This window comes from Streptomyces sp. NBC_00996 (assembly GCF_045162675.1).
Lineage (GTDB): Bacteria > Actinomycetota > Actinomycetes > Streptomycetales > Streptomycetaceae > Streptomyces.
Genome location: NZ_CP108723.1, coordinates 297,278 through 321,166, shown reverse-complemented (window position 1 = coordinate 321,166; position 23,889 = coordinate 297,278). Strand labels below are relative to the sequence as shown.

General features: G+C 66.1%; 22 protein-coding genes and 4 pseudogenes. 11 read left to right on the top strand and 15 right to left on the bottom strand.

Annotation, left to right across the window (positions count from 1 at the left end):
• Positions 1–476: 476 nt before the first annotated feature.
• The 7 genes and pseudogenes from OG390_RS01620 to OG390_RS01590 all read right to left on the bottom strand — a co-directional run bounded on the left by OG390_RS01620 (position 477) and on the right by OG390_RS01590 (position 5,676).
• Positions 477–1,160 (bottom strand): SDR family oxidoreductase, encoded by a 684-nt coding sequence (locus tag OG390_RS01620; RefSeq protein WP_406164635.1) that lies wholly within the window; start codon positions 1,158–1,160, stop codon positions 477–479.
• Complete coding sequence (locus OG390_RS01615; protein ID WP_406164634.1) at positions 1,157–2,440, bottom strand: cytochrome P450; 1,284 nt, start codon at positions 2,438–2,440, stop codon at positions 1,157–1,159. Before OG390_RS01615 ends, OG390_RS01620 begins: the two co-directional genes overlap by 4 nt.
• Positions 2,437–3,099, bottom strand: a complete 663-nt coding sequence (locus OG390_RS01610; protein WP_406164633.1) for a hypothetical protein — start codon at positions 3,097–3,099, stop codon at positions 2,437–2,439. The genes OG390_RS01615 and OG390_RS01610 overlap by 4 nt, the downstream gene beginning before the upstream one ends.
• Positions 3,089–4,297, bottom strand: a complete 1,209-nt coding sequence (locus OG390_RS01605) for a cytochrome P450 (protein ID WP_406164632.1) — start codon at positions 4,295–4,297, stop codon at positions 3,089–3,091. The genes OG390_RS01610 and OG390_RS01605 overlap by 11 nt, the downstream gene beginning before the upstream one ends.
• A gap of 127 nt (positions 4,298–4,424) precedes the next feature.
• Positions 4,425–4,677: pseudogene (locus tag OG390_RS01600) on the bottom strand (transposase); the annotation flags it as partial.
• Positions 4,641–4,913 (bottom strand): exonuclease domain-containing protein, encoded by a 273-nt coding sequence (locus OG390_RS01595; RefSeq protein ID WP_406164631.1) that lies wholly within the window; start codon positions 4,911–4,913, stop codon positions 4,641–4,643. The gene OG390_RS01595 and the pseudogene OG390_RS01600, both read right to left, overlap by 37 nt.
• Before the next feature lie 202 nt (positions 4,914–5,115).
• Positions 5,116–5,676: a hypothetical protein gene (locus OG390_RS01590; protein ID WP_406164630.1), complete on the bottom strand. Its 561-nt coding sequence runs from the start codon at positions 5,674–5,676 to the stop codon at positions 5,116–5,118.
• Positions 5,677–5,912: 236 nt separating this feature from the next.
• Between OG390_RS01590 and OG390_RS01585 the strand changes: the two are divergent.
• The 6 genes and pseudogenes from OG390_RS01585 to OG390_RS01560 form a co-directional block, all read left to right on the top strand.
• Positions 5,913–6,209: pseudogene (locus tag OG390_RS01585) on the top strand (DNA helicase); the annotation flags it as partial.
• 131 nt (positions 6,210–6,340) lie between these two features.
• Positions 6,341–8,059, top strand: a complete 1,719-nt coding sequence (locus tag OG390_RS01580; RefSeq protein WP_406177447.1) for an SUMF1/EgtB/PvdO family nonheme iron enzyme — start codon at positions 6,341–6,343, stop codon at positions 8,057–8,059.
• Positions 8,060–8,081: 22 nt separating this feature from the next.
• Positions 8,082–9,104 carry a radical SAM protein gene (locus OG390_RS01575; protein ID WP_406164629.1) on the top strand — a complete coding sequence of 341 codons (1,023 nt, stop codon included), beginning with the start codon at positions 8,082–8,084 and terminating at the stop codon, positions 9,102–9,104.
• Positions 9,105–9,135: 31 nt separating this feature from the next.
• On the top strand, positions 9,136–9,792 hold the full coding sequence (locus tag OG390_RS01570; protein ID WP_406177446.1) for a deoxynucleoside kinase: 657 nt from the start codon (positions 9,136–9,138) through the stop codon (positions 9,790–9,792).
• A 376-nt stretch (positions 9,793–10,168) separates the two neighbouring features.
• Positions 10,169–10,762, top strand: a complete 594-nt coding sequence (locus OG390_RS01565) for an NUDIX hydrolase (RefSeq protein WP_406164628.1) — start codon at positions 10,169–10,171, stop codon at positions 10,760–10,762.
• Between the two features lie 1,146 nt (positions 10,763–11,908).
• A complete protein-coding gene (locus tag OG390_RS01560; RefSeq protein WP_406164627.1) occupies positions 11,909–12,292 on the top strand; it encodes a hypothetical protein in 384 nt (127 codons plus the stop codon).
• 93 nt (positions 12,293–12,385) lie between these two features.
• Here the strand turns inward: OG390_RS01560 and OG390_RS01555 are convergent, their stop codons facing one another.
• Positions 12,386–12,793 (bottom strand): hypothetical protein, encoded by a 408-nt coding sequence (locus tag OG390_RS01555; protein ID WP_406164626.1) that lies wholly within the window; start codon positions 12,791–12,793, stop codon positions 12,386–12,388.
• 75 nt (positions 12,794–12,868) lie between these two features.
• On the opposite strand from OG390_RS01555, the gene OG390_RS01550 reads away from it, so the two are divergent.
• Positions 12,869–13,321 carry a transposase gene (locus tag OG390_RS01550; protein WP_406164625.1) on the top strand — a complete coding sequence of 151 codons (453 nt, stop codon included), beginning with the start codon at positions 12,869–12,871 and terminating at the stop codon, positions 13,319–13,321.
• A 95-nt stretch (positions 13,322–13,416) separates the two neighbouring features.
• Here OG390_RS01550 and OG390_RS01545 read toward each other — a convergent pair whose 3' ends face one another.
• Positions 13,417–14,499: an IS630 family transposase gene (locus OG390_RS01545; protein ID WP_406177445.1), complete on the bottom strand. Its 1,083-nt coding sequence runs from the start codon at positions 14,497–14,499 to the stop codon at positions 13,417–13,419.
• A gap of 316 nt (positions 14,500–14,815) precedes the next feature.
• Between OG390_RS01545 and OG390_RS01540 the strand changes: the two genes are divergently transcribed.
• Positions 14,816–15,454, top strand: a complete 639-nt coding sequence (locus tag OG390_RS01540; protein WP_406164624.1) for a uracil-DNA glycosylase — start codon at positions 14,816–14,818, stop codon at positions 15,452–15,454.
• Positions 15,455–16,373: 919 nt separating this feature from the next.
• Positions 16,374–16,601: a hypothetical protein gene (locus tag OG390_RS01535; protein ID WP_406164623.1), complete on the top strand. Its 228-nt coding sequence runs from the start codon at positions 16,374–16,376 to the stop codon at positions 16,599–16,601.
• 145 nt (positions 16,602–16,746) lie between these two features.
• Here the strand turns inward: OG390_RS01535 and OG390_RS01530 are convergent, their stop codons facing one another.
• Positions 16,747–17,007, bottom strand: coding sequence for a hypothetical protein (locus tag OG390_RS01530; protein ID WP_406164622.1), 261 nt, complete (start codon positions 17,005–17,007; stop codon positions 16,747–16,749).
• A gap of 172 nt (positions 17,008–17,179) precedes the next feature.
• Between OG390_RS01530 and OG390_RS01525 the strand changes: the two genes are divergently transcribed.
• The gene (locus OG390_RS01525) at positions 17,180–18,076 is read left to right on the top strand and encodes an IS982 family transposase (RefSeq protein WP_406164621.1); all 897 of its coding nucleotides are present in this window, start codon (positions 17,180–17,182) and stop codon (positions 18,074–18,076) included.
• Positions 18,077–18,129: 53 nt separating this feature from the next.
• Here OG390_RS01525 and OG390_RS01520 read toward each other — a convergent pair.
• The 5 genes and pseudogenes from OG390_RS01520 to OG390_RS01500 form a co-directional block, all read right to left on the bottom strand.
• Positions 18,130–18,458: pseudogene (locus OG390_RS01520) on the bottom strand (MFS transporter); the annotation flags it as partial.
• Positions 18,455–19,508: pseudogene (locus OG390_RS01515) on the bottom strand (PLP-dependent cysteine synthase family protein). The pseudogenes OG390_RS01515 and OG390_RS01520, both read right to left, overlap by 4 nt.
• A gap of 844 nt (positions 19,509–20,352) precedes the next feature.
• Positions 20,353–21,471 carry an NAD(P)-binding domain-containing protein gene (locus tag OG390_RS01510; protein WP_406164620.1) on the bottom strand — a complete coding sequence of 373 codons (1,119 nt, stop codon included), beginning with the start codon at positions 21,469–21,471 and terminating at the stop codon, positions 20,353–20,355.
• 103 nt (positions 21,472–21,574) lie between these two features.
• Positions 21,575–22,201 carry a hypothetical protein gene (locus OG390_RS01505; RefSeq protein WP_406164619.1) on the bottom strand — a complete coding sequence of 209 codons (627 nt, stop codon included), beginning with the start codon at positions 22,199–22,201 and terminating at the stop codon, positions 21,575–21,577.
• Positions 22,202–22,293: 92 nt separating this feature from the next.
• Positions 22,294–22,524, bottom strand: coding sequence for a hypothetical protein (locus OG390_RS01500; RefSeq protein ID WP_406164618.1), 231 nt, complete (start codon positions 22,522–22,524; stop codon positions 22,294–22,296).
• Between the two features lie 195 nt (positions 22,525–22,719).
• Between OG390_RS01500 and OG390_RS01495 the strand changes: the two genes are divergently transcribed.
• Entirely contained in the window at positions 22,720–23,529 is an 810-nt protein-coding gene (locus OG390_RS01495; protein ID WP_406164617.1) for a histidine phosphatase family protein, read from the top strand.
• Positions 23,530–23,889 lie beyond the last annotated feature (360 nt).

Here is a 23,889-nt window from a genome sequence, read left to right as displayed (position 1 = left end):
AGGGGATGTCGCTGAAGTCACTTTGCCGCTCCACCACGGAGCCCACGAGGGGCCGCGTCTTGGCGGCCCCGGTGATGCCGCTCGCACCCGGCCCGCGCCCGCACCGACGTGAGCCGACCGAGAGCCCTGGCCGGCGGCTGAAGCCGCCGAAGGCACTGGTAGTGCCGCGTCAGCCAAGGTTCGCCCGTCAAGGAGCGGCGTCCGGTGCGTGCTCTGGGGGTCCCCCCGGCCGAAGGCTGGGGGAGTGCCGGCCGGAAGTCCTCGTACTGGATGTACTTGGGCTTTCGGCCGGTGCGGCGAGTGGGGGCACCTTCCACGCCCTTGAGGCAGTGGGGGAGCGTGCCGGGCGTCGCGACGGGGTGAACCTTGCCTGACGCGGCACTAGGTTTCCGGGTGAGACGGCGGGTCATCAGCGTGTTCGCGGCCCAGGTGATCAGGGTCTGGGATAACTGAACTCGGTGGTCGCAGGGCGGTCCTCAGTCGACGACGGTACGGGTCACCGTCGCGTCTGCGGGTGCCCGTACCGCGTTGAGCACGACGGCGGCCACCGACTCGGGCCGCAGGAACTGATCCGGGCGGTACTCGCGGCCGGCCCGTTCGGCCGCCTTGCGTTGCAACTCGGTGTCGGTGGGACCCGGGTGGATCGAGGTCACCCGGACTCCGGTGGGTGCCTCTTCGGCCTGAAGTGCCTCTGCGAACGCTCGCAACGCGTATTTGCTGGCGGCGTAGGGGCCGCGGTGCGCCTTGATCCGGAGTCCGGACCCCGCGTTGATCAGGACCACCTGTCCTCGGCAGCGGCGCAGGGACGGCAGGAGCAGGCGTGTGAGTTCGGCGGCGGAGAAGAGGTTGACCGCGAAGATTCGCTGCCACGCGTCCAGTGGGGTGTCGGCGATCGTGCCGGGCTCCGCGACGGCGGCGTTGTGCACGAGCACGTCCAGTCGGTCGATGTCCGTCGTGGCCTCGGCGAGGCCCCCGGGATCCGCCAGATCGACCGCCCAGGGGCCGGCCTTGCCGGGCAGGTCGCGGGCGAGCGCCTCGAGCGTCCGGGCGTCGCGGCCGCCGAGGAGCAGATCGTGTGTGGGTGCCAGTGCACGGGCGATGGCCGTCCCGATGCCCCGGGAGGCTCCTGTCACCAGGGCGCGCGGTCGTGGAGTCGTCATCGTGTGCTTCCTGGTGGAACGGGCCGGAAGGTGACCGGCAGGCTGGTCAGTCCACGCATGAACCGGCTGTGTCCCCAGGCCAGTTCGCAGGGATCGCTCGCGAGCGCCAGTCCGTCGCAGCGTTCCAGGAGGGCGCACAGCGCGATCGCGGCTTCCGCTTTGCCGAGCGGCGCGCCCAGACAGTGGTGGATCCCGTGTCCGAAGGCGAGGTGCCCTCGGCTGTCGCGGAGGATGTCGAACCGGTCGGGCTCGGCGAAGCGGGCGGGATCCCGGTTGCCGGCGCCGTAGGACAGCAGTACGGCCTCTCCGCCACCGGGAACGGTGACGTTTCCGATCCTCATGTCGCAGGTCGTGAACCGTAGGACGGGCGCCATCTTGATGGGGCCGTTCCAGCGCAGGATCTCCTCGATCGCCTGCCCCACGAGGTGTGGCTTCCTGCGGAGCAGCTCCAGTTGCTCGGGGTGCTCCAGCAGGGCCAGTACCCCGCTGCCGATGAGATTCGCGGTCGTCTCGAAACCGGCCACGAGGAGGAGGAAGGACATGCCGATCACCTCGTCCTCCTGGTGATCGGCTGCGAGGAGTCGCCCCAGCAGGTCGTCGGCACGGGCGGGGGACTGTCTCTTCGCCTTCACAAGTCCGGTGAGGTACTTCCGCATCACGGAGGCGGCCCGGGGCATGCGGCGGTGGTCGCCTTCGCTCATCTCGACGTAGACGCCGGCGAGCCGCGCGAAGGTGTCCCGTCCCCGGGCAGGCACACCCAGTACTTCCGAGATGACCGTGAGCGGCAGACGCTTCGCGAAGTCGGTGATGACATCCAGGCGCCCCAGTGGAAGGACGGGGGACAGAAGCTCGTCGGTGATCTGCTGGATGCGTGGACGCAGGGCCTCGATGCGGCCAGGGGCGAACTCACCCGCCACCAGTTCTCGCAGTCTGGTGTGGTCCGGAGGGTCGCAGCGGAGCATATTGCGGGTGATGGTGTAGGTCTCGGTGGCGAAGACCCACGGAGTGGTCTGCACGGTCCTGTTGCCGCGTCGCGGATCGTTGCTGAGCCGTGGATCTTTGCTCGCCGTGCGGATGTCCTCATGGCGCGTGACGAGCCATACGGGAACGCCGGCGAACACCACGTGTCGTACGGGCTTTTCGGCCCGCAACTGTGCGAGCAGTGCATAGGGGGCGTCGACGTAGCCCCTCGCGTCCACAAGATCAGTGAGAACGCCGGTGCCCCGGTGCCCCGGCGGCATGGGGCAGGCGACGGCGTCGTTGACCTTTTCTGTGTTCACGGGCCCTCCATGGAGTGCACGGCTGTTCGGGTCCGGTGAACCCGTGCATGGGCGGGCAGGGCCAGGCGCACCGGCAGCGGGTCGCAATGGAGGTTCGAGGGGTCGCCGGTACGGGGGGTCCATGCGCCCCATGTGTGGTACATGCTGCAGTTGCGGCGTTCCAGGTAACAGATGAGGTTGATCGGCCAGCCGGTGTTGGCGAAGACGTATGTGTCCATGCGCGTCGGGTGCTCGCTCAGCCGTGACCCGCCGCCCGGTGAGTCGATGTTGTGCCAGTCGGGGTGGAGGTGTATCGACCCCAGAATGTCCAGTCCGTCCAGCTCGGCGTCCCGCAGGATGCGCAGCAGGTCGGTGGAATCGCACCAGAACCCGCGATGCGGGTTCTCATAGGCCGCTCCGAAGCAGGGAACGATCGATTCCGAGAATTCCCCCAGGGCCGCGCTGTCGGTGGCCCGGACGTTCCGGCCGAATTCGACGCGCTCGATGCGGGCGCTGTCGCCATGCATACGACCGACCAGCACCCCGAAGCAGGGGTAGGGAAAGTTTGGCCTGATCGATTCGTAGACACGCAGAGCAGCGTCGAGGAACGTGGAGCAGGCGGCGCTCTCCAGGAAGACGTGCACGGAGTCCGCGTAGCGTTGGGGACCGCTACCGGTCATGACGATCAGCCTCCGTTCGCATGACAGCAACGGAAGTGAACCCGCGCAGCCGCCCAATTCTCTGGACGGGCGGCCGTGCCTGCGCGAGATCGGGAAGACGCTGCCGCAGCCGTCGCAACAGCACCGCCATTTCCAGGTACACCAGTTCGGCGCCGAGGCAGTAGTGGACGCCTCCGCCGAAGCTCAGGTGACGTGCCTCGCCGCGCCCCGGCCAGAACTCGTCGGGCCGGGTGAACACACCGGGATCCCTGTTGGCGGCGCCCAGCGCCGGCCAGAGATGCGCTCCCGCCGGTATCGTCACGTCGCCGAGGACCACCGTCCTCACGGGAATGCGGGGGGCGGGCGTGAACTGCACCGGCGCGTCGTAGCGGAGTACCTCGTCGACGAACATCCGGGCGCGGAAGGGGTCGTCCAGGAAAACCGCCCATTCCGGGTGACGGATCATCAGGACGATCCCGGTCTCGATCCCCGCGGCGATCTGCGGGTACCCGGCGACCGTGAGTCCCGTGATGATGCTGACCAGTTCGTCGTGCGGCAAGGCCTCGGGACAGGCGGTGTGTGTTCGGACGAGTTCGGACATCAGATCGTCGCCGGGTGCGCGGCGCCGTCGAGCCACTTCCCCTTGAAGGTAGTCGGTGAGCTGCTGCATCGCCGCTCTGCCGTTGCGGTTCTGTTCGGGCAGCGGACCGGAGGTGGGGAAGATGTCGGTGACGAGTGTGGAGAAGCGCTCTTGATCGCCCTGAGGCAGTCCCAGCACGTGCATGATCGTGTCGCGGGGAAACGCCTCGGCCAGCGTGGTCATGTCGGCGACGCCGTGGCGGAGCGTCTCCACCACGCGTTCGAGCAGGTGGTCGCAGAGTCTGCTGACCCACGGCTGCTGACGTCGCACGTGCTCGACGAAACGCCGGGCGACCGCGGTGCGCATTCTGGTGTGCCGGGGTGGATTCTGCGCGCTCATAACGCGGGACAGCACAGGCGCGCAACGGCCGGCCGTCGCCGCGGACGGCCGGGGGCCGCCCGGGGCGAGGAAGTACGCGCGCTCGGTCAGTACACGCCGGCAGTCCGTGTACCGGGTCAGGAGGTAGGCGCCGGTCCGGCACCGGTACACCGGTTCGGTCTCACGCAGCCATTCATAGACGGGGTACGGGTCGCCGGCGTGAACATCCGTGAGGGCATCGGTGGAGCCGATGGTTCCCATGGCATCAACCCCTCGGGGCGATGAAACGGAGGTCTCGTGTCAGGCCACTCTCCATTGACGACTCCGAACGGGTGACACGCGACTCGGAGCGCAGCCGGATTACTCCAAATGGGTGAGTAGCGGTCGTGTTGGTGCTCCAGATCTTCTTCCAGTGGGCCGGCGGGAAGTCCGCGAATGCAGTGATGTCTGTGGCGGCGTCCAGCAGCATGATCTTGACTTTGGGAAACTGCCGGGCCGAGCATGTCAGCCTCCACGTTCAGCTGGGTGCCGACGGTCTCGGCGGTGGCCTGCGCGAAGAGGGTGCGGATGGTTGCCACCACCCTCTCTCCTGATCCCTTTTCGATCACCGCGAAGACGTCTCGCACGAAGTGAACTCGGCACCAGTGTCAGGCCGCGCCGAGGAACACGATGCGGCCGCGTTGTAGGCGAGGATCTTCCGCCCGGCGGTGACGCGCAGCACCTCCGACAGCACCTGATCCCAGGTCGGCGCGACCGCGACCATCGCGTCACTGATCCCGTGAACGTCTAAAGCGTCCTCGGTCACCGGGATCTGTGGGTTGACCAGGCTCTCCAGCAGGACGTCACCCGTGGCCGCGTCGACCACGGCGATCTCCATGCCCCGGCCCCCGGGCGTGCGTCTCAGTGTCCAGCACGACTGCCACGCCGGGCTGCAGCATCCGCCGTACGCATTGGATGGCCTTGCCCTGCTTGCTCAGCAGGTGGATGCCCTCCGCGAAGCGGGACGCCACGGGTGGCCGGCGAGCAGCGCGGCGACGTCGTCCCGTGACGGGGTGCCGTCCAGGCCCGGTCCCAGTCGATCAGCCGGCGGTTGTCGAGGTTGGCGAAGCGCTCCAGACCGGCAGCCCGAAGGGCTCGCGCAGCTCGTCCACGAATGCCCGGACGACGGCGGCGCGCTCCGACGCCAGCTGCGCGAAGGCCCGCAGCGCGGATGGACGGCCGGGCTTGGTCGCCCGCACCGCTTCCCAGTTCACCTCGGGGATGTCCTTGGGTGCGTCCAGGTCCCCGACCCGATACATCGGCATAGTGACCACCTTGCGGTGACCGCGACCACCCGGCCACACCGTGCGTCGCACGCGGCCGACCGGCGCCAGCCATCCGGCCGCGATGCCGTAATCCAGGTCCCGGCGCCGGATCTTCAGGTGCTGCGTCGCCAGCTCCGGACCCAGCATCCGTGCGGTCAGGATGTCCGCCCCCAGGTCCTCTGCCCACCGCCCGAGCCGGCCCGGCGCGATGCCCTGCTCCGTGGCGGCCATCTCGAACTCGGCAACCTCCCAGCCGAGCCGGCCGGCCGCCTCATCCGTACGGGCCGAGGCCTGAAGCCACGCGACCCGCTCGGCCGGCATCTGCTCGAGAGCCACGCACATCTCCGAGGTGGGGGAGGTCAGCTGCCGCTCGAGGGCCCACGTCCAGCACGTCCTGACCGCCATCGCTGTCGACATCGAGCGCCTCGCCCACCAGGAACCCGCCACTTCCGCCTACCGCCCCAGACGACCCACAGCGTTCCAGCAGCACCTCGAAGCCCGCGGGCTACCCCGACCCCTCTGGTGGCGCCAAGGCAAATGATCTTGGAACCTCAAGATTCCCGACAGAGTCGCTCACTGTGTCCATCGCTCACAAGGCCAAGGGCCGTGAATGGCCCGCAGTGAAGATCGCAAAAGACTTCCCGGAGCCGAAAGACACCGACCAGCACGACAACCAAGGCCGTCCGATTCCGGTGCTTGTGAGCGACACTGACGCCCGTCTCGCCCACGTCGCAGTCACCCGCGCCCGCAGCCGACTGGACCTCGGCGGCCTGTCATGGATCGACAGCCACTTCGGAGCCGACCAGAAAGCGCCCTCGCCGCAGCAGCACCGGCCCTGGAGCCGCAGGGCTGACAGACGACGCGGTTGACCACACGCGCCACACCCTTCACCAAACTCCGCGGACTGGAGCGCTCAGGTGCGCGAAGTAGCCATAACTTCGTCCAAGCCGCCATCAGGACTCTTCACTCGTTGTCAGGAGGCCGGTACCCTCTGGTGACGATGGCCAGTCAGGGGATACCACGATTCATAACGGAAGCACTCGACCGAGACGAGCTCTTGCTCTTTGTCGGTTCAGGGATCTCCCTGCCCTACGCCGGCAAGAAAGGGATGCTGGGAGGGCTGGAGGTAACGGAACTCATCGCAGATCGGCTGCTTGAGCGGAAACTGTCAAAAGATGAACCGCTCATGCAAGTAGCTCAAGAGACGGTTTGGCAAGACGGAGGTAGTCGACAGCGCCTCGAGGCAATCTTGACGGAGACTTTCGCTGATCCGAACATCCAGCCTTTGCCTTCCCATCAAGCATTGGCCGCCATCGGCGCCACGATAATTACCACGAACTATGACACGCTCATTGAGCGCGCGTTCCAAACTTTCGGAAAGCGCCTGTCGGTGGCCTGGAAGGACGAGCATCTATCGAGCGTCTCAGGCTCCCTACTCATCAAAGTGCATGGCACGGTCGATGCACCGTCAAGCTGTGTCATAACCGAGGACGACTATTACCACTGGATGGACCGCGAGCCTGAGCTCCGCGAACTCATCAGGGCTCTATTCCTGACCAAGACATTGTGCTTCGTCGGGTATTCTCTCGCGGATCCAAATTTTCGGGCCATTCTACGTATTCTCCGCTTTAAATTTGCTGCCATTCGACGTCCGGGTCTGGTAGTGATTCACAAATCCGATCCAGCCTCCTACAACCATCGGTTCATCACTGAAAGTCTGGGTCTCCGTGTTCACCAGGGAGACGGCACTGAATTCCTCCGCATGCTGGCTCGCCATGGGGACAGAACACCCTATGCAGATGTTCTGGAATCACAGGAGATACGTGACCGATATTTTGCCGAAGAGTTGAACGACATTACCTTCCAAGACTTCGCGGCAGACCTGATCGCTCAGCAGATTACAAACGGGGCAGCGGAAAAGTTGTCAATGAGCCCGGCCTTGCTTGCCCGGCTAAGAAAGCGCAACGACCTAAGCGCGTTGCTCCAAATGTCCTCTCTGCCCACCCCGAGTGATGGTTTTATTCGGGTTCCGCCAGGGCCATTCATCGCGGGAGGGGAGCGGCATGGAAATGAACTCATCAGAGTAGAGAGCATTGCTAAGCAATATTATATCGGCGAGCATGCGACCACTAATGCCGAGTATCGGAAATTTGTGAAGTGGTGCGGGGGGGTGAACCATGATCGGATCTATTGTCATCCCGACGAACCTGCGGGTAAGGATCACGTTCCACAGGCTGAGCCACATCCCCACGAAGTCCCTTTGGATTATTGGACTAGCGTGTCCTGGGGAAACCATCCAGTGGTAAACGTCGACTGGTGGGACGCGTATGCCTTCTGCCGATGGGCGGGTGGGAGGTTGCCCACAGAGCTGGAATGGGAACGCGCGGCGAGAGGTGTTGACGGACGACGTTATCCGTGGGGTGACACATTCGACGCGTCTCACTGCAATACCGAGGAACGGGGCGAGCGAAAGACCCTTTCGGTCAGCTCGTTGCCGCTGGGCCGCAGCCCTATCGGCGCCTACCATATGAGCGGAAACGTATGGGAATGGTGTGCTGACGAATACTTCTCTCCCCGCTTTCAATCCGCCTCTCGCATCGTCCGCGGTGGTTCGTTCAGTAGAGGGGAGCACCGGGCGCGTTGCGCCTTCCGCAACGGCCGACCCCCCGGAGACGCCTGGTGCAGCCGGGGTTTTCGTATCGCGCGGGATGAATCATGACCTTGTCCAAGGAGGCAGGCTAGTGCACCTGTTCAATGCCGATCGACTGCGACTACTGATCACCGATTCGTGTAATCTCAGCTGTTCTTACTGTCATAATGAAGGGCAGTTCGGGCGAAGTGAATTCATGTCGACGTCTGTCGTCGCCGAACTCGCAATATGGTTGCAGGAAAACTCGATTCGTGTCGACAATCTCATCCTGAGCGGAGGTGAGCCCTCACTCCATCCACAGCTCACCGAAATTGTTGAAATGCTGAGTGGGACAGCGAAAAAAATTTCCATGGTCTCGAACGGCACCCGACTGAATCCAGCGGTCATAGATCGCTTAGCGGGAAGCGGAATGAGTTACATCAAGTTTGGCATCGACGCCGTAGATGCGCTCTCCACCAAGGGGCCGCTGGACCGTGTCACTCGCACGGCCCGGCAGGAAGTTCTTGCCAACGCCGTGTACGCAGCGAATGTCATGCCCGGATCGCATCTCAATACAGTGGTCAGCGCTTTCAACTATCACAGGATTCGAAAGGTAATTGAGTGGTGCGACCGACATTCCATGGGTGTAAAATTTCTAGAGCTGATCGAAGTGCGTCCCGAAGTTCACGCCATCAAGCCTTTCCCGGATGATGCAGGGCACTCTTGGTTTGCCCGGATATATGAAGATGTGCGCGATCTGCTGAGTGATGTCGCATACAACCCAGTAGTCATGAAGTTCTACGCCCGCTCTCCAGCTGGGCAACTAATTCAGTTCAGTGAGAACTTCTGCTTGTACGGCGCTTGTAGTCGACTATGGACGCGCATCGACGCTCACGGGAATCTGATTCCCTGCATCAACCGACCGGTCACACGTCCTTTCTCTCGCAGCGAGAGCGGGTTGAATCAAACCAGATTTGTCAACCAAGAGATGACTAACGTCTCGGCATGGCCCTGCGGTGCAATGGGGATCGCAGAACAACGCCTGGACTCAGATCGCACAGATGTCGATATTGCGTTGAGCGACGGGTCGGTTCTCTCTTTTCCGCTCACAGGTAGGACGAACTGTGTTGGCTGACAGTTCCGCGAAAGCGGCAGCGTGGTCAACGATGCGGGCTGAGGCTCACTCACGCGTCGGCCCAGTCCTTCCTGCCTCTTGCAACTTCTATCCACTCGGAGTTGTAGGGCTTCCTGGTACGGGTAAGTCAACGGTATTGGAAGCCCTCACGGAGATAAGTCCGGATCTGTCCTACATCGGGACGCGTGCGTTCCATGCACCCGGCTCGCGGATGGCTGACTACATCCATCGACTTTTCGTTGAAGCCGACCCTCGCGCAGCTCTTCCCTGTCAATTTGAAGCCCTGACCGAGCGGACGCTGATGCAGTGGCTGGCTGACGGCACGGCACTCGTCGACGAGCCCATCGAAGCGGTACTGGCGCACACGCGGGCCCTGTGGGCGTGTGGTCTGCTGAGCGACACTGAAGCCTCAACGTGGTTGACCGCATACGAGATTGCCTCTCGGACTCTCCCAGCCGCAGCTCTTTTGGTCCTGCTCACCTGTGACAGGGAGGAACGCCAACGGCGCACGCGCCTGCGCGGCCGCCTCCGTGATACGAGTGTGGACGACGTATACCTGGATGCCTTTGACGAGGCTCTCCACGGAATGCTGCGGGCTGCCAAATGTCACGGGGTCGTCACGCTTGAACTCGATACGACCAGAAGGTCACCCCGCGCGTCCGCAGTGCTCCTCCGCCGCCTGCTGTAGCAAATAGTTTGTGAAGAAAGCGATATAGGAAGAGGGTGACCTGTCAATGCCACGAGTTCGTGCCCCGCGTGAACGGGCTGGGGTCATTCTTATTCATGAAGACCGCTTGGCAGTCATGCCCCCCGCGGGCAGCCTCGACCTTGGTGAGGTCTGCTACGAACTCCCTACCGGTGAGATCTGCGCTGGAGAGACACCGGCGGTAGCAGCAGCGAGTCGCCTGCGGGAGGACACTGGCCTGGACGTCAGGGTCTCCACACACGACTGCGTCCGCCTCACGGGTATCAGCCATACCGATTGGTACTTCCGCGCATCGCTCGCCATCCCCCCGGCCGCTACGAGTCTCAGCACCGCTCGGCGCCGTGCAGGAAAGCGGGTCATGTTCGTTGATATGCCGTCCCTGGCAACCGGAAGTTTGTTGCCACCAACCGTCGCCGAGATGGTGATGCAGGCGCTGTCAACAGGCGAGTGGTGGTGCAATCAGATCGAGCTTTCCGATCCGTGTGAAAAGCCCCCCAGCAGGGTCCGAGCAGGGGCGTTGGTCATCAACGCGAATGGGGAAGTCCTTCTCATCGAGCGTAACAGCCCGGGACGCCGATGGTACGAGATTCCGGGCGGAGGAATTGAGCCAGATGAACTTCCGGAGGCGGCCGCAGTGCGTGAACTCGCTGAAGAAACGGGCTTGTCTGTGGCGATTCGTCTCAGTCTGGCCATCGTTCTAAAAGAAGGTAGGCGCGAGCACTACTTTCTCGCGGGTTTCCGCGACTCGGCTGCCGAACCGAGAGAACTCGACCTGAGGGAGAATTCTAGACTGGTGTGGCTCGATGTTTCGGATCTGCCAAATCTGCCATTGTGGCCCAAACGACTGGCTTGGCGAATTGCTCACTGGAAAAAGACAGAATGGCCCAGGTCCCCAGTTGTATTGAGCGATTCCGTCCCAGACGCAGACCTAACGAAACCCTGCGACTGGTAAGCCTCTATCATTTTCTGAAGTCGCGTGTCGCCGAAGGCTAATCGCGTGTCTTTGAATCTTGGCGGATGCAGTCCGTGCCGCCGGAGGCAGAGCAGGACATCGCCCACAACCGGGTCACGCAGACTCAAGCCAGCATCGGTGGCAGTCGTTCCATGCTCGCAGGATCGACTCGACGGTCTGGCGGTCCAATGTGGAACAGTTCCCAATCGCTGAGGCGAGTACTGTACCCACCTCCACGCGTCCTAGTCTCGCCGCCAGTTCAGCCACCGGTGACCAGTCGCTGCTCCAGCTTGCGTTCGGGCGCCGCACTGTGACCGCGACAAGGGCGTGCAGCCGCTCTGGCGCCGGCGGACAGGTGCCAGTGACGGTGGGCAGCGCTGAGCCAGTCGCAGGCGCGCCGGTGGTAGGAGCCGCTGGTGGCGAACCACTGTCGGCGAGTTGGTTCAGGGGCATGTCGGTGTCGCGCAGATGGTGCTGTGTCTCTTCGCGGCGCACTTGGTCGGTCGGGTCGGCGGAGGCGGTCGTTGTTGCGCTCACGGACCGTGCGGGCGGCACGGGGGCGGGTGCCGGCCGGCGGGGGTCTGGCGGGGTTCGGTGCGTGGCTGCCGGTGTGGGGGAAGGGGAGTGTGGTGGTCTGGGGTATCGCCGGGTCGCGCGTTGAGGCGCTGACCTCGCCGGCGACCCGCCGCGGGACAGGCCCGGTATCTGGCCTTGGGCGGGCCCGGAATCTGGCGTGGGGCAGGTCCGTGATCTGGCGGGGGAGGGGGACAGGGGTTTGCCCCCGGGGTGTGGCGGGCTGGTGTGGCCTTGTGCGCCGGACGGTGCCGGTGCACCGGCACCGAGCCTCCCCCTTATGCCGGCTGCGCACCAGGGTGCCGTCCAGCGGGACGATGTGGCCGCCCTTTCTCATGCGGGCGTGGTTTGTCAAGTCCCGATATTCAGCGGCATGACGTGGTGGGGTGGCCGGGGCTTAATTGAGGTATGGGTTCACGCAGATCAGGTGGCCCGCCCGCACCGCCGGGGAAAGTCCTGGCGGAGCGTTTTACGGGACATGAGTCCCGGCCAAAAGGCCCGCAAAAATGTGGCAGAGCCTGTTCGGTAATCCCCCCTTTTTTCTTCTCAGTTTTTCCCACCGGAGGAATTCTCATGGCCCGCACGTCCTGCACCCGCCGTATCGCGACGCTCACCGCGTCGACCGCGCTGGCAGCAGGAGGTGCGCTGCTGACCGCCACCGGCGCCTTCGCCGCGACCCCGGCACACGTCCCCGCCGCCGGTGTCGCCACGATGGCCCACGCCCAGGGCCACCACGACAAGCACGACAGGCACGGCAAGCACGGGAAGAACGGCAAGGGCGGCCGCGGGGGTGTTGTCGTCATCATCACCAACACCAACACCAACACCAACACCAATACGAACACGAATGCCGACCAGGGCGGCGGCAACGGCAACGGCAACGGCAACGGGAACGGGAACGGTGGCGGCAACACGAACACGAACACGAACACGAATACGAATACGAATACGAACTAGGGCCTAAGGGTTGTCCCGTAAATGATCGCCGAGTCGCCTTGGGTGTGGTTCGGCCGTGACGGCCGACCGTTCCCGTACCAAGACCAGGGGGAGCTACCGTGCTCGGTGGCGATGCAAGAGTTCTTGCACGTGCTCCACGTTCCACGGCATCACGCCAAGTGAAAGGTCACCGGCCGAGGACTGGCACTCGATGATGACGACCTGCGGATTCATAGTCCACATCTCGGTGGGTCGCGGGCGGCGCTGCCTGACTGGACGCAGGTCTGCGGGGAGCGGGTACGCCGGGCCGACCCGCAACCAGGGCTGCCACGCCAGATGCTCCGCCGCCGTTCGCACCCTGCCGTGCTGCCAACGCTGCTTCCCCGCCACCCCCTTGACTGCCACCGTCATGACGTCCGGTTCTCCGGCTGCTGACTGGGCTTTGGAGCGACGCAGCTTGGCTTTGAACACGAGGGCTGCCCCGCCCCCGCCGAGCAGCCCCCACAACACCGCTTCAATCATGCGCCGTACTCAACCAGAACTGGCGGGATTCAACCACGGGGCTTACCGAAAGGTCGCGTGAGAGATGATCTTGATGTGGCTGGTGTGATCACGGCGTCGGAGCCGTCCTGGATAGCCCCGTTCACCGGGTTGAGCCCACGCGCCTTCGGGAAGCTGGTGACGGTGATGCGTCGCGCAGGTGCGGACGCGGTCCGCAAGGGCCGGCCGCTCACCGGAAACCGCAACGACTGCAAGGCATGGGAGGAATCCGGTGCCAAAGCCGCCGTCGGCAGCACACTGACGATCGCCGACGGTGGCTACCCCGGCGCCGGACTCGTCATGCCCCATCGCCGACGCAAAGGCGAAGACCTGCCCGAGTGGAAGCAGGCGCACAACAAGTCCCACAAGCAAGTCCGGGCCCGAGTCGAGCACGCCTTCGCCCGCATGAAGACCTGGAAGATCCTTCGCGATTGCCGTCTCAAAGGCGACGGCGTCCACCACGCCATGCTCGGCATCGCCCGGATGCACAACCTCGCCCTCGCCGGATAGGCCGACGGGCAGCACAGCGGCCAGCCGCGCTCGAGGCGACTCGTAGATCATTTACGGGACAATCCTTAGGCATGGAGGCGTTCACCCGCACAGATCTAGTGTCCTGCGCCAGGAATTCGTTCAAGATATGAGGCAAGTCGTTCCAGGATCTCGTCCGCGGTCCTCGTCCAGGTGAAGGGGCGGGGGTTCTCGTTCCAGGTCTTGATCCAGTCCCGGATGTCCTTCTCCAGCGCGCGGACGGATTTGTGGACTCCGCGTCGGAGCTGCTTGTCCGTCAGCAGGCCGAACCACCGCTCCACTTGGTTGAGCCAGGACGAGCTGGTGGGAGTGAAGTGCAGGTGGAACCGGGGGTGTGCGGCAAGCCACTTCTGGATCGCTGGGGTCTTGTGGGTGGCGTAGTTGTCACAGATGAGATGTACGTCGAGGTCTACGGGTACTTCCTTGTCGAGTTTGGCGAGGAACTTCTTGAACTCCGCGGCCCGGTGCCGGCGGTGCAGCGAGCCGATGACTTCACCGGTCGCCACGTCCAGTGCCGCGAACAGCGTGGTCACGCCGTTGCGGAGGTAGTCGTGCGTGCGACGCTCGGGCATGCCCGGCATCATCGGGAGCACCGGCGCGGACCGGTCCAGCGCCTGGATCTGGCTCTTCTCGTCCACGCAGAGCACCAGGGCCCGCTCCGGCGGGTCCAGGTAGAGCCCGACCACGTCGCGGACCTTCTCGATGAACTGCGGGTCCTTGCTGAGCTTGAAGGTGTCCACCAGGTGCGGTTTAAGACCGAACGCCTTCCAGACCCGGCCGACCGTGGACTTCGACAGCCCGCTCTCGGCGGCCATGGACGCCCGCGACCAGTGGGTGGCGTCCTTGGGGGTCCGTTCCAAGGTGGCGACGACCAGGTCCTCGATCTGCTCGTCACTGACCTTCCGCGGGGCGCCGGGGCGTTGCTCGTCGGCCAGGCCCTCCAGCCGGCCGGCGAGGAACCGCCGCCGCCACTTGCCCACGGTCTGGGGCCACACCCCGATCTCGGCAGCGACCTCCTGGTTCGACTTCCCGTCCGCGCAGCCGAGGACGATCCGGCAGCGTTGCGCCAGCGCCTGCGAGGATTTGGCCCGCCGTGACCAGCGGACCAGCGTCTCGCGTTCCTCATCCGTCAATGTCAGCTCGGCCATCGGCCGTCCCATACGCGCCACAGCCCAAGGCTACACATCTACATCGAATTCCTGGCGCAGGACACTAGCTAGCGGACCCACCCCTCAGCTGTCAGGCAATCACCCGACATCGCCCAATGAAGTTCAGTACGTACCGCGTAGCTTGTCGTGCCGACCTCGCTGGTGTGGCACGCCGAGTGTGTTCCGGCCCGCGTCCGGGGCCTGCTGCGGATAGACCTGTACAAGGTGACGGACGACAACCAAGCACATCACCGCCCCGCTCCGCCGGGCTCTCCCTCATTGTCAGTGAGGGCCGATAGCGTTCGGCCTGCCTCGGCTGGAGATCACGATGGAGGACGACATGGCACGGCGCATGGCAGACGAGACATTTCGTAGCGAACAAGAGCAGGGCCGGTACGGACCGCACGTCCGTGCAGTCAACGAGATGGTCGACGATCTGCGCGACCAGGACGGCCGGGGCTGGATGCCACACGTCGCGCCCTGGCACGGTGGAGTCGAAGCACGAGTGTTGTCCGTGCTGCGCGACCCGGGCCCCAAGACGCAAGACGGCGTCGGCTCAGGCTTCCTGTGCATAGAGAACGACGACCCGACCGCTGAACGTCAGTGCCACGCCTTTGCCGAGGCTGGCATCGATGCCCGCGACATCACACCGTGGAACGCCTACCCCTGGTACATCAACCGCAAGCCGAACGCCTCCGAGCAACAGGCTGGTGTCGATCCGCTGGTACGCCTTCTCGGTCTATTGCCGGATCTCAGAGTTGTGCTACTTCAGGGTGTCGATGCGCAGGACACCTGGCGCCGACTGGAAAAGAAGCACCCCGAGATCGCCAATCACGAACGCTTCCAGGTCGTGAGCACGTACCACCCTGCCAACGGCGCGTTGCGATCGCCCGACCCCGCCGTCCGTGCTGCGCGGGAACAACATCGCAAGGATGCGTACCGCCGCGTGGCCGAAGCACTGCGGTGATCACCAACGGCGACTACGAGAGTACTGGGCCTTCCGTACCCAGCAGGAGTTTCCGGCGTGTCCATCAGACTCCCTACCAGGATGGATACGACCTCACTGCCTGAATCAGGACAGTCCCTGTAGAGGACCCGCCTTCAGCCACGGTTTGAGTCATAGCCCCACCGCGCTCGGCCGTCCTTGCCCATGAAGCATTTGGCGGGTCGCCCGTCTTCGGCGGTTCCGAGAGCGCCGACGGGGGAACAGGCGTATCCGAACTGGACACCCGTCTGGCCACCAGTGCTGCCCCCGCCGCCGGAGCTGTCTCCAGCGGCGGGCTGTGCGGTCACGGTCACTTTCACCTTCACCGTCTTCGTGGCTGTGACCGTGGGCGCCGGCTTCGCTTTCGCCGTTGCGGTTGCGGTAATAGTGACGGTCGGACCAGGGCTCGCTGCCGCTGGTTTCGCGTCGCCGGTCGTGGCGCCGTCGTTGCTGGCTCCGGCGCTGACGCCGAGGAAGAGACCCAGGAGGATACCGAGAAGGAGCGTGACGCCGAGCGCGGGCAGCGCGAAGCCTCTCCGAGCCCATATCGGGGCTGGGCGTGGCAGTTGCGGTCTGGGCGGCCACATGTATGGGCTGGTCATCTCGTCCCCCTACGCGTCATTCTGGAGGGGATGACGGTACTGCCGGGCAGATGATGTGTCCGCTTTCTGAGGGAGCAGTGACCTTCCTGTGATGGCCTGCCCCGTTCGTCCGGCTATTTCGGTCGTCTCCAACTTGGGATGCCGCACGGCCTTCTTCACCGCCGACTCGACCGCACGCTGCGAAAGGTCACGTCCTTGCGCGCGCCGTGCCGGGCGACCAATCTCTGGCAAGCCTGTGGACGCCTCAGAAGCGCTGCTGCTGTGTGTCATGCTGTGGCGGTTTCGAAGGGGAGGGTGAGATGACAGAGAAGTCGCCGACGCACAAGCAGGCGCTCGCCGCGGTCATCCAGGCGCTGGGAGGTGCCTGGGACACCGAACGCGCCGTACTGGCCCTGCGTGTCGCCGGGTACGAGCCGACAAGCGATGAAGCCGCGGGCAAGGAAGCCCGCCACAACCTGCGCGAACTCGCCGAGGACGGCCTGATCGTGAGGCCGGACCCGGACCAGGCCGTGTATCAGCTGGCGTGATTGTTGCCTCCGAGGTTCTGCCGTCCGTTGCGTGCGGACGGCACGCTCCTTACGGGGGCCGGGGGCCGGGGGCCGGGGGCCGGGGGCCGGGGGGCTGTCAGGCCGTCCAGCCCCGTTCCCAACCAGCCTCTGGAGCACTGTCCCGTCAGGAGATGATGGGCTCCTGGAAACCCTTCGCGGTGATATGAGCGACGGCTGCCGGGTGGCTGGTCAACCACTCCCCGCAGACCCGCCACCGAGGGCTGGTGCCGTCGTTGTATTCGGGGCGCACCTCAGCGACGAGCTTGTGGTCGCAGTCGCCGCGCGAAGCCATGGAGCAGATCACATCGCCTTGTTGCTCAAGGGCTGGCACGTACGGCTGGATCGACAGAATCGGAGAGCGCATCTCCCGCGCCGCATGATGCATGGATGGAGAGTAGCGACCCGACCGACGCATCGCTGCACCGCCGGCAAGCCGCATAGAACCTCGACGGACTCGCCCCCGAGAAAGACCAGGAGCTTGGCGCGAAGCCGCCCGGCTACTAGACGAGTCTTTCCGAATGCCTGCGGGCGCGAAGAGAGGGTGTTCATGATCGTTTGTGACGACGAACTTGAACACCCTCGTGACCGCACTGTACGTGAAGATCGACGACGACTTGGCGGGTATCGTGCGGCTGCCGGGCCGGCCACCGAAACTCAGTCACTCGGATTTGCTGTGCCTGGCGGTCATGCAGGCGATGCTCGGCTTCCACTGCGAGGCCCGCTGGCTGCGGTACGTCCGCGCACACCTCCAGGACATGTTCCCCTTCATCCCGCAGGATGCCGGCTACAACAAGCGGCTGCGTGCCGCGCTGCCGCAGATCAAACGCGTGATACGGGTACTCGGCCAGGACACCGACTTCTGGCACGACACGGTGTGGATCACGGACTCGACCCCGGTGCCGTGCGGGATGTCCCGCCCCACGGTCAAACGCTCGGAACTGGCGGGCTGGGCCAACTACGGCTACTGCGCGTCGCATTCGCGGTTCTTCTGGGGGCTGCGGCTGTACCTGGTGTGCACCCCGGCCGGGATGCCGATCCTGTGGGCGCTGGCCGATCCGAAGCTCGGCGAGCGGGAGGTGCTGGCCGCGATGCTGGAGGTCGATGCCGAGCTGGTGCGCGTGCGGCCTGGCCTGTTGCTGATCAGCGACAAGGGCTTCGCCTCGAAGACCTTCGAGCGGTCACTGTCCGTACAGGGCATCACGCTGCTCCGGCCGTCGAGGAAGAAGGAGATCCTGCGGCCCGGCGAGCCGATGCTCAAAAGGGTTCGCCAGCTGATCGAGTCGGTCAACGACACCCTCAAGGGTCAGCTCGACCTGGAACAACACGGCGGGCGCACCGTCGAGGGCGTCGCCGTGCGCGTCGCTCAGCGCGTGCTGGCCCTGGCCGCCGCGATCTGGCACAACTTCCAGACCGGCCAGGCGGTCAGCCGCTCACTGACCGCCTACGACCACTGAACGTATTCGCAAAGACTCGTCTAGAGGAACTCGTCCACGCACAGCGGAAGTTGGGCGGAGGACGTGACCAGCGCGGGCAGCGTGTCGGCCACCGCGAGCAGTCCGAAGGCGACCGTCCGCAAGGTGCATCCGATGAGGATCAACGGCTTGCAGCCGTAGCGGTCGGCGAGGGTGCCGCCGACGAGGAACATGCCCTGCTGGGAGAGGTTGCGTACGCCGAGGACCAGGCCGACGTCCAGGCCGCCAGGCCGAGGCCGTGGGTGAGATGGTCGGCCAGGTAGGGCATGAGCATGTAGAAGCCGAGACTGATGGCGAACTGGTTGACCATCAGCAGCCGCGCCGGCTTGTCGAAGGAGGCCACTTGGGCCCGCAGCCCCTTCATCGGACACCCGCCTCGGCACGCTCCGTGCCTGCACGGCCGAGCGGGTCACGGACCTGGCTGCACCTGGTCCAGCCGGTCACCACGCACTCGTCGGGCTCGGCGATCTCGTCGGGTTCCGACGGCGGTTCCTGGTCCAGCAACTGGTGGTCGTGGCACCAGGCGTCGTTGTAGACGGTGTCCAGGTAGCGGTGCGGGCCGTCGGGGAAGACCGCGGCGACCCGGGTGCCGACGGGATACGTGCGCGCGACCCATCCCGCGACGAGCGCGACGGCTCCGACGCTCCAGCCCCCGGCCGCGTAGTGGCGGCGGCCCAGCTGACGGCACGCCCACACCGCTTCGGTCGGCGCCACCCAATGGACGTCGGCGAAGGCCGCGTAGTCGACGTTGCCCGGGTGGATGCTGGAGCCCAGGCCGCGCATCAGTCTCGGCCCGGCAGGCTGCCCGAAGATCGTGGAGCCGACCGAGTCCACACCGATCAAGGTCAGGGAGGGGAAGGACTCGCGCAGTACGGAGGTGATGCCGGCGGAGTGCCCCCCCGGTGCCCACCGACGCCACCAGGACGTCGATACGGCCGAGTTGCGCGATCAGCTCCGTGGCCAGCGGCCGGTAAGCGGCCACGTTGTCGGGGTTGTGGTGCTGGTCCGGGCAGTAAGCGCCCGGCATGCGCTCCAGCAGCTCGGAGACGCGCTCGCGGCGGGCCCGCTGCCAGCCGCCGTCCGCGTGCGGGCCCGCGACCTGGTCGACGTGCGCGCCGAGCGTCGTCAGCAACCGCAGCACCGACGGCTCCATGCCGGGGTCGGTCACGACGGTGACCGGATGACTGAACGTCAGTCCGGCCAGAGCGAGCCCCAGGGCGAAGGTGCCGCTGGAGGACTCGACGATCGGGGCACCGGTCGGGAGGTCCCCGCGCTGGCGGGCCTCGCGGATCATGTGCAGACCGGGGCGGTCCTTGATGCCGCCGAGGTTCGCGCCCTCGAGTTTGGCGTAGAAGCCGCGGCCGGGCGGGGCGAAGGGCTCGTCGATCCACAGGAGCGGGGTGCTGCCGACCAGCTGGGAGGGCGGCGGGCAACAACAGGCAGCGGAGCGTGTGCTCCCAGGGTTTCGGGCAGGGGGAAGTTCATGCGTGTACGGCTCCTTCGCACCGCGCACGGCATGGCGCGGTGCGGTGCGGTCGTCATGGGTTTGAGGGCGCGCGGGCACGCCCCCGCCACGGCGATGCGGGCGGGGCAGTGGGGCGTGCGTGCGGGGCCTGTTGACGCCAGACGCAATGGAGCGTGAGGGCGCCGCGGCCGTCGGCTGCGCAGGCGACGGCACTGGGTGGTCGGTCCCGGACAGCGGGCATGAGCGTGGTGTCGGCCGAGTCGGGCGGGCTGACCGCCGGATCGGCGTGGGCGGACTCGACGACCGTTTCGTCGACCGAGGTTCTGGGACGGTCGGCCGCGTGATCGATGTGGTCCCCGGCTCTGTGCTCATGCCCGGGGGTCTCGTCGTGATCGCGGTCGCAGCCAGCCGGTGGCTGAGCGCTTGCGGCGGCCTCGACGGTCACGAGTGGTCCTGTGAAAGAGGAAGCATGGACGGCACCGGAGAGGTGGGCGGTGATCAGAAGGACGAGGCCCAGGAGGAACCCCGCACGGCCAGGCCGCATCGGGCCCCGCCGCACCATGTGCACTCCGATCACACGCAAAGAGTATTCGGTCAATTACACAAAGTTTTGGAGAGTGGGTCGCCGAGACGGGGTACAGTCGGCCAAGAACCCGCGGGAGCCCGCGCGATCCGGGGACCAAAGAGGCCTCCCAGACCGCTGGGCCGTCCCAGTGACTTCAGCCGGTGAGGTTCGAGGACAGAGCGGCGGCCAGCCGGGGCGCCGCGAACTGCGTTCCACAGGTGAACCGCATCAGCGGACCGAAGGTGGCCGCTGCCCCGATGCCGGTGAAGTAGAGCCCCGGCACCGAGGACTGGAACCCGGCGTCCAGAGCGGGGGACCGGCCGGTCCGGGCCAGCTCGGACCGCAGCTCAGGGGCGAGGAAGTCCAGAGCGTCCAGCTGGACCCGGTAGCCCGTGGCAGCCAGGACGTGCCCCGTTTCGAGCGTGTGAGTGCGTCCGTCGGCACTCCGAGTCGTGAGACGGACAGCATCCCCGTTCCGCTCGGCCCGGTGATGATCTCTCCCAGTCGTACGGGGACGCCGTCCAGCCGCGGCTTGAGCCACCAGGACCCGAAAGGCCCCAGTACGCGCTTGATCAGCCGCAGCCGGGTCGGCACCGGCAGGAAGCGGAAGGCCGCCGCATGGTGGACGACCGCGTACAGCCCCCATGAGCGCCCCAGAGGCGTGTCCGGCTGCCAGTGCGGTGGCGGTGTCGGCGCGGTGCCGAACACCAGCCGCTGGGTCCGCGCAGTCAGCCGGACCCGCGCACCCGCCTCCCCCAGCAGCGCGGCGCTCTCCTGGGCCGACTGGCCGGCTCCCACCACGACCCCGTCGTGCCCCGCGAACTTCGCGAGGTCGGCGTGCTGCGAACTGTGCGAGACCAGCCCCTCCGGCACGAGCGGCACCAGCGCTTCGGGGACATACGCGAATCCGTCCATGCCTCTGGCCGCGACCACGGCCTGCGTGCGGAGCTCCTCCCCGGAGGCCAGTTTGAGGTGGAAGCCGTCCGTCTGCCGGCCGATACCGAGAACCCGGACGTTCTCCACCTCTGGCACCAGTTGCTCGGCGAACCAACGCCCATACCGGAAGAACATCTCGACGGGAACCGGGTCGTGCCCGGTCAGCCGGGTCTCCCCGGCCTCCCGGCAGTAGGCATCCAGGGTGAACCCGGTGTGTGGAGCCGAGAGTAGCGACGCGCTCGGAGGTGACTTCAGCAACATGCCCGCGGGCATGTTCTCGGCCCAGCTCGCCATCGGCGAGCCGAAGACCCTCACGTGCAGGCCGCGCGCCTTCAGATGCGCGGCGGTGGACAGGCCGTACGGGCCCGCCCCGATGACGACGACCGGTGCGGCGGCAGTGCTACGGGACATGTTGATTCCCCCTTGGCGCGGCGCTCTCCTCGGAGCCCGCGTCGCGGCATGGCTGGACACAGAACTGGCGGTTGAGCACACCGGAACCGCTCGCGGCCGAATGTCAGGCCGCGAGCAGCGGGGAGGAGAAGGGTGGGCCGCGCCGCGCGACCGCGTCGGCCAGGAAGATCACGGCAGGAGACGCACGGTCGTCGCCGTATCCCGCGCATTGCTCGGCACCCGCACTCACGGTCAGCTCGAGCGGCGCGCAGACCGGGGCGAACAACCGTCGCAACAGATCCCGCCCGGCCGCGCGCAGCACGCGTCGACGGCAGGTGTCCATGCCGTGCAGCAGCACCGCGCACAACACCGTCAGCAGCAGGTGCGCGCCGACGACCGGCCAGCCCGCATGAACGGAGGACGGCCACGCCGCGTGCGCCGGCGACGCGACAGCGTCGTCGGCCCGCACGAACCAGTAGCCCACCGCCACCTGCGCTCCGGCGGCCAGCGTCAACTGCCAAGCCAGCGACTTCTGCTGCCCCGCACCCGGAAGCGCGACGGCGAAGAAGACGAGGGCCGCGGCAGCCCGCACACCCCACGAAGGGCTGGAGTCGAACGCCAAGTGGTGGACGGTGCCCGCAACTGCCGTACCGAGAACCGAGAACAATCCCGCCCGGACAGCCGCCACCGGCACCACACGCGGTACCCAGCCGCGGCGGCGCACACGGGACACATCCACCGAACCCCCCATGACCCGCCCATGATGGGGCTCACAGCCCGTCTGTGTCATCACCGCGTCCAGCGCCGATCGGCGGCTGTAGCCGAGCCGTTACGACGGACACCTCACGACGTCTTCTCCGGCCGCACTCCCTGCATGTACCTCAACCAGGGCCGCACGTCCTCGCGCCCGCGCACCTCGAAGCCCGCGTCCGCGATCAGCCGGTCGAGCAGATCCACGCGGTAGTCGGCCATGACGTGCCCGGCGGACGCGGCGACGAGGTGCCGGACCAGCCGCGTGCGTGGCGGGCCGAAGTCGGCGACGAGCAGGCGGCCGCCGGGCAGCACTCGACGCATCTCCCTCTACCGCGTCGAGCACCTGGGCCCCGGCCTGCGTGGCACCCCGACCACGGCGGTCGCTGCGGCGAGGCGCACGGACAGGACCGCGGATTCCTGCCTCCCAACTGGGAGGGAGGGGAGGTGGCGGGCTGCACCGGCCGGTCGGCGGGGTGGCTCCGGCCACCTGGCGTATGTTGCAGCGGGGCGCTTCCGATGACCCTGGAGCCCATAAGTCACGACGCAGCGTCGGCCGTGTCATCCGTCGCTGCTCGCGTGGTCTCACGCCACCCGGAGTCATGCCGGGCCAAGAAGGAGGTCGGTCCTATGACGATCCGCCTGACGTTTCTGTGTGCCCCCGGCGGTGACGTCGCCCTGGATCCATTCCTTGGTGACGCTCCCCTGAGCGACCGCAGCTCGTGTGAGGCAGGCGTGGCGGGAGCAGGGCTCCCTTCCCACGGACTGATCGTCCGGGCCCCCTCCATCCGCTGCTCGCAGACCGCCGTTGCCTTGGGCCTGACGGCAGCGGCCGAGCCTGCTCTGCGGGACCTCGACCTCGGCAAGTGGCGCGGTCGCACCGCTGGCGACGTCGCTGCAACCGACCCCGACGGGTTCACCGCTTGGCTCACTGACCCGGATGCTGCACCACACGAAGGTGAGTCCGTACGTCAGCTCTGTCGCCGAATCGCGACCTGGCTGAGCAACGTAGCTCCCGACACGGGCCACGTACTGGCCATCACCGAAGTTGCCGTGGTCCGGGCCGCGCTCATCCATGCTCTGGCCGTACCGGCAAGAACTTTCTGGCATTTCGCTGCACCACCTCTCTCCACGGTCTCCCTCACGTGGCGAGGTGGCCACTGGGACATCCGGCTCGGCCACGCCGCTGACTCGGAGACGCGCCGATGGCCCGTCCCGCGTTCGGTGACGTCCGTACCCGCCGCAAGTGATGGACTCTTGCTGGCCCGCATGGGCGGCGAAGAGCGATCAAGGTCCTCCCGGGAGGCGACATTCGCCGGCCGCGGGTAGGCCCTGGGGTGAAGCATCCGGGCCTGGCGCAGTGGGGAGGTCGTGCCGGACGTTTGAAACCGGCATCCTCCCGGAGCCTGGAAGCATGGGACACGGCTCAGCTCCGTGCCATGTCGTCCGCGTCGCCGACCCCGGACGACACCCCCGTCTGTGCGTCGCCGACCGCGGGATTGATCGGTCTCGATCTCGCACGCTTCACTCCGGATCTCCGCACCGGGCTCCTGCAGCTGCCAACGAGCCGAGTAAGCGGCCGACCGGCGGTCGGACGTCGCCCGATCCGGCCTAGTGGGCGGGAAGCGTTTGGCACGGAACAACGCGCCGTTTTCCAAGGCTGCTGCTACGTCACTACGCGCACAGCAG

Excerpts from the sequence above, each read along its gene's own strand:
- OG390_RS01620 (WP_406164635.1), bottom strand. The coding sequence starts at position 1,160 with ATGACGACTCCACGACCGCGCGCCCTGGTGACAGGAGCCTCCCGGGGC.
- OG390_RS01610 (WP_406164633.1), bottom strand. The coding sequence starts at position 3,099 with ATGACCGGTAGCGGTCCCCAACGCTACGCGGACTCCGTGCACGTCTTC.
- OG390_RS01605 (WP_406164632.1), bottom strand. The coding sequence starts at position 4,297 with ATGGGAACCATCGGCTCCACCGATGCCCTCACGGATGTTCACGCCGGC.
- OG390_RS01595 (WP_406164631.1), bottom strand. The coding sequence starts at position 4,913 with ATGGAGATCGCCGTGGTCGACGCGGCCACGGGTGACGTCCTGCTGGAG.
- OG390_RS01580 (WP_406177447.1), top strand. The coding sequence starts at position 6,341 with ATGGCCAGTCAGGGGATACCACGATTCATAACGGAAGCACTCGACCGA.
- OG390_RS01570 (WP_406177446.1), top strand. The coding sequence starts at position 9,136 with ATGCGGGCTGAGGCTCACTCACGCGTCGGCCCAGTCCTTCCTGCCTCT.
- OG390_RS01565 (WP_406164628.1), top strand. The coding sequence starts at position 10,169 with ATGTTCGTTGATATGCCGTCCCTGGCAACCGGAAGTTTGTTGCCACCA.
- OG390_RS01560 (WP_406164627.1), top strand. The coding sequence starts at position 11,909 with ATGGCCCGCACGTCCTGCACCCGCCGTATCGCGACGCTCACCGCGTCG.
- OG390_RS01555 (WP_406164626.1), bottom strand. The coding sequence starts at position 12,793 with ATGATTGAAGCGGTGTTGTGGGGGCTGCTCGGCGGGGGCGGGGCAGCC.
- OG390_RS01545 (WP_406177445.1), bottom strand. The coding sequence starts at position 14,499 with ATGGGACGGCCGATGGCCGAGCTGACATTGACGGATGAGGAACGCGAG.
- OG390_RS01540 (WP_406164624.1), top strand. The coding sequence starts at position 14,816 with ATGGAGGACGACATGGCACGGCGCATGGCAGACGAGACATTTCGTAGC.
- OG390_RS01535 (WP_406164623.1), top strand. The coding sequence starts at position 16,374 with ATGACAGAGAAGTCGCCGACGCACAAGCAGGCGCTCGCCGCGGTCATC.
- OG390_RS01530 (WP_406164622.1), bottom strand. The coding sequence starts at position 17,007 with ATGCATCATGCGGCGCGGGAGATGCGCTCTCCGATTCTGTCGATCCAG.
- OG390_RS01510 (WP_406164620.1), bottom strand. The coding sequence starts at position 21,471 with ATGTCCCGTAGCACTGCCGCCGCACCGGTCGTCGTCATCGGGGCGGGC.
- OG390_RS01505 (WP_406164619.1), bottom strand. The coding sequence starts at position 22,201 with ATGGGGGGTTCGGTGGATGTGTCCCGTGTGCGCCGCCGCGGCTGGGTA.
- OG390_RS01500 (WP_406164618.1), bottom strand. The coding sequence starts at position 22,524 with ATGCGTCGAGTGCTGCCCGGCGGCCGCCTGCTCGTCGCCGACTTCGGC.
- OG390_RS01495 (WP_406164617.1), top strand. The coding sequence starts at position 22,720 with ATGACCCTGGAGCCCATAAGTCACGACGCAGCGTCGGCCGTGTCATCC.